This is a genomic window from Pseudomonas sp. IC_126 (genome assembly GCF_004331835.1).
Classification (GTDB): Bacteria; Pseudomonadota; Gammaproteobacteria; order Pseudomonadales; family Pseudomonadaceae; genus Stutzerimonas.
This window is the reverse complement of record NZ_SJSS01000002.1, coordinates 962425-978888: the sequence shown is the minus strand read 5'-3', so window position 1 is coordinate 978888 and position 16464 is coordinate 962425. Positions and strand designations below refer to the sequence as shown.

At 61.0% G+C, this 16464-nt stretch carries 13 protein-coding genes and 3 tRNA genes; 8 read left to right on the top strand and 8 right to left on the bottom strand.

Annotation, left to right across the window (positions count from 1 at the left end; translation table 11 throughout):
• Positions 1-69: 69 nt before the first annotated feature.
• Complete coding sequence (locus E0D86_RS09830) at positions 70-699, bottom strand: alpha/beta hydrolase (RefSeq protein WP_131649811.1); 630 nt, start codon at positions 697-699, stop codon at positions 70-72.
• Between the two features lie 239 nt (positions 700-938).
• Here E0D86_RS09830 and E0D86_RS09825 point away from each other — a divergent pair, with 239 nt between their 5' ends.
• Complete coding sequence (locus E0D86_RS09825) at positions 939-1370, top strand: YhcB family protein (protein WP_131649810.1); 432 nt, start codon at positions 939-941, stop codon at positions 1368-1370.
• Between the two features lie 39 nt (positions 1371-1409).
• Here the strand turns inward: E0D86_RS09825 and nadC are convergent, their stop codons facing one another.
• On the bottom strand, positions 1410-2258 hold the full coding sequence (gene nadC, locus E0D86_RS09820) for a carboxylating nicotinate-nucleotide diphosphorylase (protein ID WP_131650043.1): 849 nt from the start codon (positions 2256-2258) through the stop codon (positions 1410-1412).
• Between the two features lie 337 nt (positions 2259-2595).
• Here nadC and E0D86_RS09815 point away from each other — a divergent pair, with 337 nt between their 5' ends.
• The 3 genes from E0D86_RS09815 (at position 2596) to E0D86_RS09805 (ending at position 6559) form a co-directional block, all read left to right on the top strand.
• Positions 2596-4878, top strand: coding sequence for a DUF1631 domain-containing protein (locus E0D86_RS09815; protein WP_131649809.1), 2283 nt, complete (start codon positions 2596-2598; stop codon positions 4876-4878).
• 160 nt (positions 4879-5038) lie between these two features.
• Positions 5039-5212, top strand: a complete 174-nt coding sequence (locus E0D86_RS09810) for a DUF3094 family protein (protein WP_131649808.1) — start codon at positions 5039-5041, stop codon at positions 5210-5212.
• A 51-nt stretch (positions 5213-5263) separates the two neighbouring features.
• Positions 5264-6559, top strand: a complete 1296-nt coding sequence (locus tag E0D86_RS09805) for an NAD(P)/FAD-dependent oxidoreductase (RefSeq protein WP_131649807.1) — start codon at positions 5264-5266, stop codon at positions 6557-6559.
• Positions 6560-6848: 289 nt separating this feature from the next.
• On the opposite strand, the gene E0D86_RS09800 is transcribed toward E0D86_RS09805, so the two are convergent.
• The 6 genes from E0D86_RS09800 to rluD form a co-directional block, all read right to left on the bottom strand.
• Positions 6849-6924 (bottom strand) — tRNA-Lys (locus E0D86_RS09800).
• 5 nt (positions 6925-6929) lie between these two features.
• Positions 6930-7006: transfer RNA gene (locus tag E0D86_RS09795), tRNA-Pro, on the bottom strand.
• Positions 7007-7015: 9 nt separating this feature from the next.
• Positions 7016-7091, bottom strand: a tRNA-Asn gene (locus E0D86_RS09790).
• A gap of 213 nt (positions 7092-7304) precedes the next feature.
• On the bottom strand, positions 7305-9875 hold the full coding sequence (clpB, locus tag E0D86_RS09785) for an ATP-dependent chaperone ClpB (protein WP_131649806.1): 2571 nt from the start codon (positions 9873-9875) through the stop codon (positions 7305-7307).
• Between the two features lie 192 nt (positions 9876-10067).
• Positions 10068-10805 carry a peptidoglycan editing factor PgeF gene (gene pgeF / locus E0D86_RS09780; protein ID WP_131649805.1) on the bottom strand — a complete coding sequence of 246 codons (738 nt, stop codon included), beginning with the start codon at positions 10803-10805 and terminating at the stop codon, positions 10068-10070.
• On the bottom strand, positions 10802-11776 hold the full coding sequence (gene rluD / locus E0D86_RS09775) for a 23S rRNA pseudouridine(1911/1915/1917) synthase RluD (protein ID WP_131649804.1): 975 nt from the start codon (positions 11774-11776) through the stop codon (positions 10802-10804). Before rluD ends, pgeF begins: the two co-directional genes overlap by 4 nt.
• A gap of 274 nt (positions 11777-12050) precedes the next feature.
• On the opposite strand from rluD, the gene E0D86_RS09770 reads away from it, so the two are divergent.
• From E0D86_RS09770 to E0D86_RS09755, 4 genes are all read left to right on the top strand, one after another.
• A complete protein-coding gene (locus E0D86_RS09770; protein WP_131649803.1) occupies positions 12051-13058 on the top strand; it encodes an outer membrane protein assembly factor BamD in 1008 nt (335 codons plus the stop codon).
• An 87-nt stretch (positions 13059-13145) separates the two neighbouring features.
• On the top strand, positions 13146-13382 hold the full coding sequence (locus E0D86_RS09765; RefSeq protein WP_131649802.1) for a PP0621 family protein: 237 nt from the start codon (positions 13146-13148) through the stop codon (positions 13380-13382).
• Positions 13372-14964, top strand: coding sequence for a PAS domain-containing sensor histidine kinase (locus E0D86_RS09760; RefSeq protein WP_131649801.1), 1593 nt, complete (start codon positions 13372-13374; stop codon positions 14962-14964). Before E0D86_RS09765 ends, E0D86_RS09760 begins: the two co-directional genes overlap by 11 nt.
• 99 nt (positions 14965-15063) lie before the next feature.
• Positions 15064-16404 (top strand): sigma-54 dependent transcriptional regulator, encoded by a 1341-nt coding sequence (locus E0D86_RS09755; RefSeq protein WP_131649800.1) that lies wholly within the window; start codon positions 15064-15066, stop codon positions 16402-16404.
• Positions 16405-16464 lie beyond the last annotated feature (60 nt).

Below are 16464 nucleotides of genomic sequence, written 5' to 3'. Positions count from 1 at the left end.
ATCTCGATTCAGTCAGCGCAAACGGCAGGCGGCTAGAAGGCCATTTGAAGGCGGTCACGCAGCGGAGCACTAGGCCAGCCGCGGCGCTACCAGCTCTTTCAGCTCGACCAGCTTGCCGTGGAAAAAGTGGCCGCATTCTGCCACTTTCAGCAGCTCGTGGGGGCGCTGGAGCTCAGCCGAGAACGCGTGCACCGAAGCCGGATCGACGACTTCGTCATCGTCTGGCTGGATAACCACCAACTCGCAATGCTCGGCCAGCGGCTGATCCGCCAGTCGCGAAACCGCCGGCGCGACCATGAACAACCGTTCCAGCGACTCGCCACGGGCCTCGAGCCGACCAGCCAGCGTGGCCGCTACGAAACCACCAAAAGAGAAACCCATCAGGGTCAATGGCAGCCCGGGATGCTGATCACGAAGCCAGCGCAGGGCAGCTTCGGCGTCATCCACTTCACCGGTATTCATGTCATGGCTGCCGGCGCTGCCGCCAACGCCACGAAAGTTGAAGCGCAGCGTGGCATAGCCGGCATCGCGCGCGCTGCGCTGCAGCGTCGAGACCACCTTGTTGAGCATGGTCCCGCCCTTTACCGGGTTGGGATGACAGATCAGCGCCAGCCCGCGAGCATCGGGTTGATCGAAATACAGGCCTTCCAGCACACCGGCCGGACCCTCGATGGAAATGGGGGTTTCACGTTTCAACAAAGTAACTCCGTGACGTTAGGGCGAGTCGACTCGTCTTGCTTGCACCTGCGTCGCGATCGCCGCATCGCGTCGCGGTATACAGGGCAGGTACGAGACGTTAACGTATCAGGCCGTGGGAAAACCACCGCACAGCAGCCGATAGGACGGTGCAGAGCACCGGATGTCAGCTGCGTCCGGCATCTCACCATCACACAGCTTCGCTGCCGAACAGCACAGCCGTTTATATAGAGGAAGTACTCGTGGAACAGACCCTCGCGACCTGGTTGCTCCCGATCGTTGGCGTGATTGCCGGCATCGTCATTGGATATCTGATCGCGCGCAACAGCGCACCGAACAGCACGCAGCGTCAGGTGGATGAATTGCAGGAGCGCCTCGATACCTATCAGAGCGAAGTGGTCACGCATTTCAATACGACTGCCAGCCTGCTGCGCAAGCTGACTAACAGCTACCAGGACATGCAGAATCATCTATCCGAAGGCGCCGACAAACTCGCCCTCGACGAACAAACCCGTCAGCGTCTGCTAGCCGCGTTGCATAGCGAGGAAAGCCACAGCCACCGGGAACGCTTGAACTCACCGGCATTTACCGAGCCGCCGAAGGACTACGCGCCCAAAGACGGCGACACGCCCGGCACACTGAACGAAAACTTCGGCCTGAAAAGCCGGCATTGACTCTAGGGCGGCACGTCTCGCGTGCCGCTCCCTCACGCACTACTGCTTCAAACGCATAGACAGATCGATCGCCCGCACGTGCTTGGTCAGTGCACCGATCGAAATGTAGTCCACACCGGTTTCAGCAATCGCGCGTAGCGTCTCGTCATCGATGCCACCCGAGGCCTCCAGCTTTGCCCGCCCCGCCGCGATGCCTACCGCAGTTCTCATGTCAGCCAGGCTCAACTCGTCGAGCATCGCGATATCGGCGCCTGCGCGCAGCGCCTGCTCCAGCTCGTCAAGATTCTCCACCTCCACCTCTACCGGTTTGCCCGGCGCGATGCGATGAGCCGCGGCAACGGCTTCGACGATTCCACCACAGGCGGCAATATGGTTTTCCTTGATCAGGAACGCGTCGTACAGGCCGATTCGATGGTTATGGCAGCCGCCGCACGTCACCGCATATTTCTGGGCCAGGCGCAGGCCCGGAAGCGTTTTACGCGTATCGAGCAGACGGACTCCGGTACCCTCGACCAGATCCGCGTAATGCCGACAGCGCGTCGCGACGCCGGACAGCGTCTGAAGAAAATTCAGCGCCGCACGCTCGCCACTGAGCAAGGCGCGCGCAGGCCCCTCAAGATGAAAAAGGACCTGATCGGCCGCGACCTGCTCGCCATCGGCCGCATGCCAATGAACCGCCACCCGCGGATCCAGCTGCCGAAACACGGCATCGACCCAGGCCGTGCCACTGATTACCGCTGCCTCACGCGTGATGACCGAGGCATACGCGAGCCGTTCAGCAGGGATCAATTGAGCCGTGATGTCACCGGTGCCGACGTCCTCTGTCAGCGCTTTACGCACATTGGTTTCGATTTCGGCGGAAAGGTCCGCAAGAGTGATATTGGTCACGACGGGCTCCCATTGAATTCGACGAGAGTATACGGCGTCGCCCCGCCACGACGCAGCATAGAGCCGTTTGCGGGCAAAAATGCCCGTGGGCAGCCGTGCCTGGGCTAATGCCTTGCCAACCGCTTGTAGGAATTTCGGGAAGTATCTGTGAGCCGCATCATGTCCAAGGCAAAACCGCGCTAGGCTAATAAATAAGATGCATGTAATGTCTCCGTTAATTGGCGCCACCAAAATGGCGGCCATTGGCCATGACTGACAAATCGTTGCCCCTGCCCATTAACAGCGGCATGCTACGGGTTGTTGAGCGCTTGCATCAGCAGGCGACCGGAGAGTCTCGATGCGAACCGATGCGAAAGTGGTGCACCTGAAGGCCGCCCCTGAGCAAAAGCAGACCTCACCGACAGGCAGGTTGCCCGTCGCGCTCATCAGCGTCCGCGATAAAGCAGCTCAGCAGCTGCGTTCGGCATTGCAAACGCTGTTCGACAACGCTGACGACTCGCTCTTCGAAATCGCAGACCGCGCTACCAGCAACGCCGAACAGAACGCATTCTTCGAAGCCATGCGCGATCTGCGGATGAAGCGCCGCGGCATCGAGCGCAGCTTTCTACAGCAGGTTTTCGAATCCTTTTCCAAGCTCAACCAGTACGAAATCGGAAAACCCGCGCCGCAGGAAGCATCATTCGAAAGCCTGGCGCTGGTGCAGAACGACGAACTGGAAGAGTCGGTTGCGATCGACACCATGGTCGCCAAGGTAATGAGCCGCACCACCCAGCCGCTCAGTCACCTCACCACACGCATGAATGTTCTGGTCAGCAGGAAGCTGGACGACAAGAGCAACCCGCTTGGCCCACAGCAGCTATGCGAATACTTTCTTGAGGCCTGCCGCAACCTGGGCGTCGAGATCAAGGTCAAGCTGATCATTCTCAAACTGTTCGAGCGTTACGTGCTGACGGACCTCAAACAGCTTTACGCCGAATCGAACCAGACCCTGGTCGCAGCAGGCGTTCTGCCGGAACTGCAGTCCAGCCCGCCGCGCCGCTCACCTAGCCGCCCGAACGCACAGGAAGGCAGTACACAACGAACACCGGGCTCAGGCTTCAATCAGTCGCCCGCATATTCAGATGACAGTGCTCACGAAGCGTTTGGCGCGCTCCAAACACTGCTTTCGGAACTACGCGGAAGCGCGCTGCCCGCCCGCAACCTGCCTAGCGATGCCATTCCGATTTCCAGCAATGACTTGATGCGGCTGCTTTCGCATCTCCAGTCTCGCGCCCCACAGCAGATCGATGAATACGATCTGCAGGGCCAGCTCGAGCAGCTCCTGCACCGCGTCAGCGCCAAGAGCGGTAAATCTCGTGTGGTTGGAGAGGTCGACGAAGACGTCATTAATCTGGTGTCGATGCTGTTCGAGTTCATCCTCGACGACCGCACCCTGCCCGACTCGCTCAAAGCGCTGATCGGTCGATTGCAGATCCCGGTGCTGAAAGTTGCCGTTCTGGACAAGACCTTCTTCAGTCGCGGCAGTCACCCCGCCCGTCGCCTGCTCAACGAGATCGCCTCGGCCGCCATGGGCTGGGTCGATCAGGACGAAGCGCAGCGCGACAGCCTGTATCAGAAGATCGAGCAGATCGTGGCTCGCCTGCTGAACGACTTCGTCGACGATCCTGCCATCTTCTCCGAATTGCTTGCCGACTTCCTCGCTTTCACAGGAGACGAGCGCCGTCGCAGCGAGCTGCTTGAACAGCGCACGCGAGACGCCGAAGAAGGACGCGCCAAGGCCGAAATGGCCCGCCAGGAAGTAGAGCACGCTCTCAATGAACGCCTGCTCGGCAGAACTCTCCCCGAGGTAGTCGTCCGGCTGCTGCAGGAAGCATGGAGCAAGGTTCTATTGTTGACCTGCCTGAAAAACGGCACTCAATCCGAGCAATGGCGGGACGCCATGGCGACGATGGACGACCTGATCTGGAGCGTTACGCCTCACGAGGATCCAGCGTCCCGGGAAAGGCTGCTCGAGCTGGTTCCCAGCCTTCTTAAGAATCTTCGTGAAGGCCTGGTCAGCGCAGCATTCGACCCCTTCTCTACCAGCGACTTCTTCACCCAGCTCGAAGCGCTGCATGTCCAGACCCTGCAGCAGCTCAACCAACCTACTTCGAATAACGCCCCGCTCGCGCACGGTGAAATCATCACCGAACCGAAGCTGGAACTGCCGCCGCGCGACGAACACCCCGCCGAAGCCCCCACGCCAGCGATGGTCGAAGTCAGCGAGGAAATCGTGCTATTGGCGCCTGGTGAAAGCCGGGAGAAGGAACCCGAGATCAACCTGGCGGACAATGATGAAGCGCTGATACAGGTCGATAATCTACGGGTCGGTAGCTGGGTCGAATTCCAGGAAGACGAGGACCACAAGCTACGTTGCAAGCTGGCCGCTGTGATCAAGCCCACCGGCAAATACATCTTCGTCAACCGCACCGGCATGAAGGTTCTGGAAAAGACTCGCATGGGGCTCGCCACAGAGTTCCGTCGCGGCGCAATCCGCCTACTCAACGATGCCCTGCTTTTTGATCGCGCACTGGAATCGGTGATCGGAAACCTTCGCAGCCTGAAGAGCAGCGGACGCTAAGTGCAACCGGCGTGCCGGCTGATGCCTGCATGCCCTCCTTTCGTTGTCCGCTGCCGCATCACACAGCCTCCGCCCTGCTTCGATACCCGCCCTCATTTGCCGCCGCGCTTGGCATTTGCCGTCGCGCCGCTAGAATGCCCGCATATCCTTCGAGGTGCGTATGCCCAGCCGCCTGAACCCCGACGACCAAAAACGCGTTGACCAATACCTCAGCGCGCCACAGCACCAAGTCGAGCGCCGCCCCTTTCGGCCCTGGCTGCTCCTTGCGCTGATACTCGTGACGGTCATCGGCCTGGGCTTATTGAGCCGCCTCCTCAGCCGCCTGGTGTTATGAGTATCGCCCAGATGAGCAACCGAATTCCGCAAAAGCCTTATGAGTCCATCCATGACACACCGTATCGTAATCGTCGGCGGCGGCGCCGGCGGCCTGGAGCTTGCCACCCGCCTGGGTAGAACGCTGGGCAAGTGCCGCAAGGCGCGCATCACCCTGATCGACGCCAATCTGACGCATATCTGGAAGCCATTGTTGCATGAGGTCGCTGCCGGCTCGCTGAACTCGTCCGCCGATGAGCTCAATTACGTCGCACAGGCCAAATGGAACCATTTCGAGTTCCAGCTCGGCCGTATGAGCGGACTTGAGCGGGAGCGCAAATGCGTACACCTTGCCGCCTCGCTCGACGAACACGGCGCCGTGCTGGTACCGGCTCGCACGCTCAGCTACGACACCCTGGTGATCGCGGTCGGCAGCACCACCAATGACTTCGGCACCAAAGGCGCAGCCGAACACTGCATCTTCCTCGACACCCGTGAGCAGGCTGAGCGCTTTCACCGCCGCCTGCTCAGCCACTACATGCACGCTCACGCCAGCGAAGGCCGGCACGGCACGATCAACATGGCCATCGTCGGCGCCGGCGCGACGGGCGTCGAACTTGCCGCCGAGCTCCACCATGCCGCACGCGAGCTCGCAGCTTACGGCCTGGATGGCATCAAACCGGAAAACGTCCATATCACGCTTATAGAGGCTGGCCCGAGGGTTCTGCCGGCGTTGCCGGAGCGCATCAGCCAACCTGTACATCAGACGCTACAGAACCTGGGCGTGACCGTGCAGACCAACGCCGCCGTGAGCGAGGTAACCGAGGAGGGTCTGCATACCAGCAATGGCGACTTCGTAGCGGCGACCCTGAAAGTCTGGGCGGCCGGTATCCGGGCACCGAGCTTCCTGCACGAAATCGACGGACTGGAAACCAACCGGATCAATCAGCTGCAAGTTCTGCCAACTCTGCAAACCACGCGGGACGAGAACATATTCGCCTTTGGCGACTGCGCCGCCTGCCCTCAACCGGACAGCGACCGTAACGTACCGCCGCGCGCCCAAGCCGCGCATCAGCAGGCTTCACTGTTGGCTAAATCGATCGCTCGACGCCTCGAAGGCCAAAACCTGCCTAGCTATCGCTACCGTGATTACGGCTCGCTGATTTCGCTCTCGAGCTTCTCTGCCGTCGGCAATCTGATGGGCAATCTCACAGGCAACGTCATGCTCGAGGGCTGGCTGGCGCGGATGTTCTATGTCTCGTTATACCGAATGCATCAGATCGCGCTGTATGGAGTAGCTCGTACCACGCTGATGATGATCGGCGACAAACTCAGCACCAGTACCGTGCCGCGCCTGAAACTGCACTGAGCTTTATGCCCATGGGTCTGTTCCCGCTCCACGCGAGCATGACTCATGGCGTCACTTCGCGAATGCCAATGCAGCAGGGCCTCGCCCAATAGAAGACAAGCGTGCGCGGGTTAGCGATTGCCCGCAGTGCTTCGCCAATATATGCGCAAGGCCACAATATTACGGCTGCGATTTGAGTCCCCGTTCGTGAGCGAGCTCGCTCCTACAAACGACCTTCGAAAAACGCACACAAGAAAAAGCCGGAAGACCCTCTCGGATCTTCCGGCTCTCGTGCGCCTTTAGCGCTTTTTGGTGGGTCGTGTAGGATTCGAACCTACGACCAATTGGTTAAAAGCCAACTGCTCTACCAACTGAGCTAACGACCCAAAAATGGTCGGGGTAGGGGGATTCGAACTCCCGACATCCTGCTCCCAAAGCAGGCGCGCTACCGGACTGCGCTATACCCCGATTGGAAATTGGCTCCGCGACCTGGACTCGAACCAGGGACCCAATGATTAACAGTCATTTGCTCTACCGACTGAGCTATCGCGGAACTATCACTTCCAGCTCTTCGGATGGTTCGCTGTGATGCTTTGCAAACCCCCTTCAGAGGCGCGCCATTTTACGGTTCTCGACGCGCCTGTCAACAGAAAAAATGCGATTTACTACAACGCGTTGCGAGCTCAGCCGACTCGCGACGAACGACACGGGAGCCTTGCCACAACCTCGACAGAGCCACCTTGGCTGGGTGGCCCTGCCGCCGACCTCAAGCCTTGGCGAAGCGGATCTCATCACCCTCCACTGTGCCGGCTATGCTGGCCCCCGGTTCGAACGCGCCAGACAGGATGTCTTGAGCGAGCGGGTTTTCAATCCAGCGCTGAATGGCACGCTTCAGTGGCCGCGCGCCATAGACCGGGTCGTAGCCAACCGCGACCAACTTGTTCATCGCCTCTTCGCTGAGTTCGAGGCTCAGATCGCGCTCGGCCAGACGCTGCCGCAAGCGGCCCAGCTGAATCTGAGCGATACCCGCGATCTGCTCGCGCGCCAGAGGATCGAACACCACCACTTCATCGATACGGTTGATGAATTCCGGCCGGAAGTGGCTGCTGACCGCGTCCATGACCGCCGCCCGCTGCGCATCGGGATCACCCACCAGATCCTGGATCTGGCTTGATCCCAGGTTCGAAGTCATCACGATGACTGTGTTGCGGAAATCCACCGTGCGCCCGTGGCTGTCGGTCAGACGACCATCCTCAAGCACTTGCAGAAGGATGTTGAAGACGTCCGGGTGAGCTTTCTCGACTTCATCCAACAGCACCACCGAGTACGGTTTGCGACGGACCGCTTCGGTCAGGTAACCACCCTCTTCGTACCCCACATAGCCGGGCGGTGCGCCGATCAGCCGCGCCACCGAATGTTTCTCCATGAACTCGGACATGTCGATGCGGATCATCGCCTCCTCGGTATCGAAAAGGAATTCGGCCAGCGCCTTGCACAATTCAGTCTTGCCCACGCCAGTTGGCCCAAGGAACAGGAACGAACCACTGGGGCGATTCGGGTCGGCCAGCCCGGCACGCGAGCGGCGCACCGCATTGGCGACCGAAACCACCGCCTCGTGCTGCCCGATCACGCGCTGATGCAGTAGATCCTCCATCTTCAACAGTTTCTCGCGCTCCCCTTCGAGCATTTTCGAGACCGGGATACCGGTCCATTTCGAGACGACCTCGGCGATCTCTTCATCGGTCACCTTGTTGCGCAGTAACTGGTTCTCCGCCTTGCCGTGCTGGTCGACCATCTGCAGGCTGCGCTCCAGATCCGGAATGATGCCGTACTGCAGCTCCGCCATACGCGCCAGGTCGCCCTTGCGTCGTGCGGCTTCGAGGTCGGCCTTGGCCTGCTCGATCCTTTGATGCATCTGGGCGGAGCCCTGCACCTCGGCTTTTTCCGATTTCCAGATCTCTTCCAGATCGGCGTATTCGCGCTCCAGCTTGACGATTTCCTCGTCGAGCTTGGCTAGGCGCTTGCGGGTCGCCTCGTCGTCTTCGTTCTTCAGCGCCTCGCGCTCGATCTTCAACTGAATCAAGCGTCGATCGAGGCGATCCAATTCCTCAGGCTTGGAATCGATCTCCATGCGAATGCGACTACCCGCCTCATCGATCAGGTCGATGGCCTTGTCCGGCAGTTGCCGATCAGTGATGTAGCGGTGCGACAGCTTCGCGGCGGCGATGATCGCGCCGTCGGTGATGGATACGCCGTGATGCACCTCGTAGCGCTCCTTCAGGCCGCGCAAGATGGCGATGGTGTCTTCTTCGCTCGGCTCATCGACCTGAACGCGCTGGAAGCGCCGCTCCAGTGCCGCATCCTTCTCGATGTACTGGCGATACTCATCTAGCGTGGTGGCGCCGACGCAGTGCAGCTCGCCACGCGCCAGTGCCGGTTTGAGCATGTTGCCGGCATCCATGGCGCCCTCGGCTTTGCCGGCGCCGACCATGGTGTGCAGCTCGTCGATGAACAGGATGACCCGGCCTTCCTGCCTGGACAACTCATTGAGCACGGCCTTGAGGCGCTCCTCAAACTCCCCGCGAAACTTAGCGCCGGCGATCAATGCGCCCATATCCAACGCCAGCAAGCGCTTATCCTTGAGGCCGTCGGGCACCTCGCCGTTGACGATGCGCTGGGCCAGCCCCTCGACGATGGCAGTCTTGCCGACACCAGGCTCGCCAATGAGCACCGGGTTGTTCTTGGTCCGCCGCTGCAGCACCTGGATGGTTCGGCGAATCTCGTCGTCGCGGCCGATCACCGGGTCGAGCTTGCCGTCTTCGGCGCGCTTGGTCATGTCGACGGTGTACTTATCCAGCGACTGACGCGATTCCTCCACATTGGGGTCGTTGACCGCATCGCCGCCGCGCAGGTTGGCGATAGCGTTTTCCAGCGCCTTCTTGCTTACACCTTGGGCCAGCAGCAACTTGCCCAGCCGGGTATTACTATCGAGCGCTGCGAGCAGCACCAATTCACTGGAAATGTACTGGTCACCCTTCTGCTGCGCCAAGCGGTCGGCCTGGTTGAGCAGACGTGCCAGATCCTGCGACATGTTCATGTCACCCGTGGGGTTCTGCAGCTTGGGCAGCTGATCCAGCTCCTTGGTCAAAGCCTGGCGCAAGCCGTTGATGTCAAAACCCACCTGCATCAGCAGCGACCTGATCGAACCACCCTGCTGATCGAGCAGCGCCTGCATCAAATGCAGCGGCTCGATGGAGGGATGATCAAGACCGACGGCGATGGATTGGGCATCGGAGAGGGCAAGCTGCAGCTTGCTGGTCAAACGATCGATACGCATGTAGTCACCTTTCAGTAAGGCAGGCCGGCGCACTCAATCGCACCTCGAACGAAAGCCTGCGAGATGGAAACTTAGATGAGGCTGATTGTGAGAGATTCAAGCCGGATGAGGCTGATGCATGTCATGGGTGGGGCTGCAACTTGCCGGTTTGGGGTTACCAGACGCGCCCTTGCAGCTCCAGCTTGCCGCTCTTTATCCGTCTATCCAGACCAAGCTGGCGAAGCGTCCGGTACGAGCGGCCCGACGATAGGAATAGAAGCGAGGGTCAGTCACGGTACACAAGCCCCCGCCGAAGACCCTGGTGACACCGCAGGCAGCAAGCCGGATGCGGGCGAGCTGATAGATATCAGCCATGTAGCGACCTGCGTTGCGGCTGGGTACGAACGCTTCGGCTGCTATTGCATGCTGTGACACGAACGCCTCACGCACCTCGGAGCCGACCTCGAATGCAGCGGGTCCGATCGCCGGACCGAGCCAGGCTATCAACTGCGCATCTGACCCGCCCATCGCTACCACCGTCGCCTCCAGCACGCCGCCGGCCAACCCGCGCCAGCCGGCATGCGCGGCGGCTACCCGGGACCCGCCGAGGTTGCAGAACAACACCGGAAGGCAGTCGGCGGTCAGTACGGCGCTGGCGATACCCTGTGCGCCCGTCCAGCTGGCATCGGCGGCGGGACATGCATTCGGATCAGCTTCGACGACAGTGCTCGAATGCACCTGACTCATCCAGGCCGGCTGGCAACCGAGCAGCTGCTGCAAGCGCTGCCGATTTGCAGCCACAGCGACCGGATCATCGTCGACGTGATCACCCAGGTTGAAGCTGTCGAAAGGCGCCTGACTCGTCCCGCCGTTGCGGGTGGTGACACAGGCCCGCACGTGCTGCGGGGCCGGCCAGTCGGGGACGATCCAGTCGCCAGGCCAGGCGTTCACCCGACGAACGCCTCGCGATCCTGCTGCAGCAGCGCCAGCAACCAGACGAAATCATCCGGCAACGGCGATTCCCATTTCAGCCGCTCACCACTGACCGGATGGTCCAGCTCGAGAAACCGCGCGTGCAGCGCCTGTCGTGGGAAGTCGCGCAGCGTCTGCACCATGGTCGGGTTCGCTGCCGGCGGAATACGGAAGCGCCCGCTATACAGTGGGTCACCCACCAGCGGATAGCCAATATGGGTCATATGCACGCGAATCTGGTGGGTGCGCCCGGTTTCCAGCTTGACCCGGACATGGGTGTGCGAACGGAAGCGCTCCAGCACTCGATAGTGACTGACGGCGGGCTTGCCGCCTTCGACCACCGCCATGCGTTGGCGCTGCTGGCCGTGCCGGCCGATGGGCGCGTCGACAGTACCGCCGGTGATGATCACACCAATGACGATGGCTTCGTAGATGCGGCTGACGCTGCGCGCCTGCAGCTGCTCGACCAGACGCGTCTGCGCTTGCAGCGTCTTGGCCACGACCATCAGCCCCGTCGTGTCCTTATCCAGACGATGCACGATGCCGGCGCGCGGCACATTGATCAGATCCGGCACATGGTGCAGCAGTGCGTTGAGTAGCGTGCCATCGGCATGCCCTGCCGCGGGATGCACCACCAGACCAGACGGCTTGTTCAGCACCAGGATGTGCTCATCCTCGAAGACGATATCCAGCGGAATATCCTGCGCCACCCACTCGCCCTGCGCCTGTTGCTCGGCGGAAAGCTCCAGAACCGCGCCCGCATGCACAGTATCGCGGGGACGCAACGCGGCGCCGTCTACCGTCAGCCGCCCGTCCTTGATCCAGGCAGCGAGGCGCGAACGGGAATGTTCCGAAAAAAGCTGCGCCGCAACCTGATCGAGGCGCTGCCCGCCGAGGTCGAACGGCACCTCGGCGCGAAGATGGATGGCCTGAGTCGAGATCGTGGACATAATTAAGGGCGCTTCATAAATGGGGGGAAAGGCAAGGGTGCGGCAGTTAGGCCAGCGTGACGAGCGATTATCGACCGAGTGCCGCCAAGGGCCAATGACAAAACTGGCTGACGTACAAGAAGAACCGACCTGGATAGCGACGCAGGCGGAGCCTTTGGTTTCGGCAACACGCTTGTGTTTAAATACGGCGTCTTTGTCCCGGCCAGCCGGGGCGCTCATCATAACAGGACGGCTCAGCGCGAGACAGCCAGCCGTCACAGGGACGCAAGCCGCCATGCAAGTGAAACACCTGCTGCTGATCGCCATTTTCGCCCTAACCGCTGCCTGCTCATCGAACGAAACCATCAGCGAAAACCTCGGCGAAGCGGAACTGTACCGGCAGGCACAGGCCGACCTGGACAACAAGAGCTATACCAGCGCCATCAACAAACTGAAGACCCTTGAGTCTCGCTATCCCTTCGGCCGCTTCGCCGAGCAGGCGCAGCTGGAACTGATCTACGCCTACTATCGCAATACCGAGCCCGAAGCCGCGCGCTCCTCGGCCGAACGATTCATTCGTCTGCACCCACAGCATCCGAGCGTCGATTACGCCTACTACCTGAAGGGCCTAGCCTCCTTTGACCAAGATCGCGGGCTGCTCGCGCGCTTTCTGCCACTGGACATGACCAAGCGTGATCCGGGTGCCGCGCGCGATTCCTTCAACGAATTCGCCCAACTGACCACCCGCTTCCCGAATAGCCGCTATGCCCCGGACGCAAAGGCACGCATGGTCTATTTGCGTAACCTGCTGGCGGCAAACGAAATCCATGTCGCCGATTACTACCTGCGTCGCCAGGCCTATGTCGCTGCGGCCAACCGCGGCCGCTACGTGGTGGAAAACTTCCAGGGCACACCCGCTGTAGGCGATGGTCTGGCCGTCATGACGGAAGCCTACCAGCGCCTGGGACTCGACGACCTAGCCGGCACCAGTCTGGAAACACTGAAGCTCAACTACCCACAGCATCCTAGCCTGGAAGACGGCGAGTTCGTGCCGCGCGAAGAAGAAGCCGACAACCGCGGCTGGCTGTCTCGCGCCACGCTTGGCCTGATCGAAACGGAAAACGAGGTTCCGGACACCTCGCAATCCAACCGCGACGTCGTGCGCCAGTACGAAAACGCCGCACAGGATCTGCCTGACGAACTGCGCCCCGTCCTGCGGGAGGCAGAAGCCGAAGCGGAAAACGAGCAAGAAGGTGAAGGCCGCTCCTGGTGGAGTTACCTGACCTTCGGCCTGTTCGACTAAGGCAGCCCGACGCCAGGACGACCAACGTGCAATACCACAGAACCTGCCAGACGGCAGATCCGCACGCCTTAGCCAGGAAGTAGCAATATGGGCCTGTTTCGTCTGTTGTTCTGGATCATTCTGATTGCTGCGGCGTTCTGGCTCTGGCGCCGCCTGACAAGCAAGCCGAAGGCAACCGGCAAACCGCAACAGACCACCGTAATGATGGTTCGCTGCGCTCACTGCGGCGTGCATCTGCCACGCGAGCAAGCGCTGCCGAATCATGATCGCTGGTACTGCAGCCAGGGACACCTGGAACAGGACAATCAGTCAGGTGGGAATTGAGCGCCTGACGTTTTTGGGCCACCAAGGCCAGCGAATCCTTCGCCTCTACCATCTCTATCGCGTTGCGATCGGCCTCGTGCTGGTGCTGCTCATCAGCAGCGATCTGCATAGCGACCTGATGCGCATGGTCAACCCGGCGGCCTTTCACTATGGCGCCTGGGTCTACCTGATTCTTAATATTCTCATCACCGTACTGCTGCAGAACCCGAAGCGAGAGCTGCCGGTGCTGGGCCTCGCCCTGCTGGACGTCGTACTGCTCACGGCGCTGTTCTATTTTGCCGGCGGCACGCCCAGCGGGATCGGCAACCTGCTGATCGTCGCGGTCGCCATCGCCAACATACTGCTGCATGGGCGCATCGGTTTTTTCATCGCCGCGGTTGCCGCGACCGGGCTCATCTACCTGACGTTCTACCTCAGCCTCAGCGATCCCTCCACGGGCAGCCAGTACGTCCAGGCCGCAGCGCTGGGCACGCTCTGCTTCGCCGCCGCGCTATTGGTGCAAGGTCTGACGCGGCGGCTGCAGGTCAGCGAAACCCTGGCACGCCAACGCGCAGAGGAAGTCGCCAACCTCGAAGCGCTGAATGCGCAAATCCTGCAGCGTATGCGCACCGGGATACTCGTGCTCGACCAAGCGGAACGCGTGCTGCTCGCCAATCAAGGCGCGCTCGACCTGCTTGGCCAACAATCACTGGCTGGAGAGCGGCTGGCGCCACGCTGCCCCGACCTAATCAAAGGCCTGCAACAATGGCGCGACAACCCGACCCTGCGCCCGCGCAATTTCAAAGCAACGCCCAACGGCGCCACGTTACAACCGAGCTTCGCCATCCTGCAGCACGGCGTGAAACAGGACACCCTGGTGTTTCTCGAGGACATTTCTCAGATCGCGCAGAAAGCCCAGCAGCTCAAGCTGGCATCCCTTGGCCGCTTGACGGCAAGCATCGCCCACGAGATCCGCAACCCGCTCGGCGCAATCAGCCACGCCGCTCAGTTGCTGCAGGAGTCGGAAGTCCTGGACGCGGCGGATCTGCGGCTCACGCAGATCATTCAGGACCATTCGCGGCGCATGAATCTGGTCATCGAAAACGTGCTGCAGCTGTCACGCCGACGCCAGGCCGAGCCGCAATTACTGGACCTGAAATACTGGGCGCATCGATTCGCCAGCGAGTTCCGTGAGAACTTGCCGCCACATCAGCGCGTGCACGTGGAAACCCGCGGCAGCTCCCTGCAGACCCGCATGGACCCGAACCAGCTGATCCAGGTACTAACCAATCTCGTGCAGAACGGCCTTCGCTACAGCGGCCAGCTGAACGATCAAGCACAGGTGTGGCTGCAGCTGTTCCGCGACGAGTCCAGCGATCTGCCGGTGCTCGAAGTGCTCGACGATGGCCCAGGCGTGCCAACCGACAAACTGCAGAATATTTTCGAGCCTTTTTTTACGACCGAGAACAAGGGCACGGGGCTGGGCCTCTATATCTCTCGAGAGCTATGCGAAAGCAACCAGGCTCGTCTGGACTACCGAGAGCGAACCGAGGGCGGCAGTTGCTTCCGTATCGTCTTCGCGCATCCGCGCAAGCTGACCTGACGAGGCGGCACGGGTCACACATCAGCCAGGTCGCGGTACAAAGCACGCGCTGTAGCGTTAACATTGCCGACTCCGCGCCACAACCGAAAGACCGAGACCATGACCGCCCGCCAGAAAGCGCTGATCATCGATGACGAACCCGATATCCGGGAACTCCTGGAGATCACCCTCGGGCGCATGAAGCTGGACACCCGCAGCGCCCGCAATCTCAAGGAAGCCCGCGAGTGCCTGGCGCGCGAGCATTACGACCTGTGCCTGACCGACATGCGCCTGCCCGATGGCTGCGGACTGGAGATGGTGCAGTTCATCCAGCAACAGTATCCGCAACTTCCTGTGGCGATGATTACCGCCTACGGCAGCCTCGATACGGCCATCGGTGCGCTCAAAGCCGGTGCTTTCGACTTTCTCACCAAACCGGTCGATCTTGGCCGGCTACGGGAACTGGTCAACACGGCGCTGCGGCTGCGTGCGCCGAACCCCAATGATCTGAGCGTCGATAGCCGTCTGCTCGGCGCCTCGCCACCGATGAACGTGTTACGCAAACAGATCGGCAAACTGGCACGCAGTCAGGCGCCGGTCTACATCAGCGGTGAGTCCGGCAGTGGCAAGGAGTTGGTGGCGCGGCTGATCCATGAGCAAGGTCCACGTCACGAGCGCCCGTTCGTTCCGGTCAACTGTGGCGCGATTCCATCGGAGCTGATGGAGAGCGAATTTTTCGGCCATAAGAAGGGCAGTTTCACGGGCGCGGTGGAAGACAAACCGGGCCTGTTCCAGGCAGCCGATGGCGGGACCTTGTTTCTTGACGAAGTGGCGGACCTGCCCTTTCCGATGCAAGTGAAACTGCTGCGCGCGATTCAGGAAAAAGCCGTCCGCTCGGTCGGCGGCGCGAAAGAGGTGGTGGTGGACGTACGGATTCTCTGCGCCACCCATAAGGATCTCGCCAGCGAAGTGGCGGCCGGCCGTTTCCGTCAGGACCTTTACTATCGGCTCAACGTCATCGAGCTGCGCGTACCCCCGCTGCGGGAGCGCCGCGAAGATATCGCTCAATTGGCCGAAGCCATGCTCCGCCGCCTCGCCCGGGAATGCAACGACACGCCGGCGCGACTGCATCCCGACGCAGTGGCCAAACTGCAGAGCTATCGGTTTCCCGGTAACGTTCGCGAGCTGGAAAACATGCTGGAACGGGCCTACACGCTTTGCGAAGGCGATGAGATCAAACCCAGCGATCTGCGCCTGGCCGACGCACCCGGCATGTCGGAAAACGGCGAAGCGAACCTCGCCCAGATCGACAACCTCGAAGACCACCTCGAGGAGGTCGAACGCAAGCTGATCATGCAGGCGCTGGAAGAAACCCGCTGGAACCGCACCGCGGCCGCTCAACGGCTGGGACTGTCGTTCCGCTCCATGCGTTATCGGTTGAAGAAGCTCGGGTTGGATTGAGAAGCTGAGCTGCAAGCTGCAAGCTGCAAGCTGCAAGTAGGTAGGGTGGGCTTCAGCCCA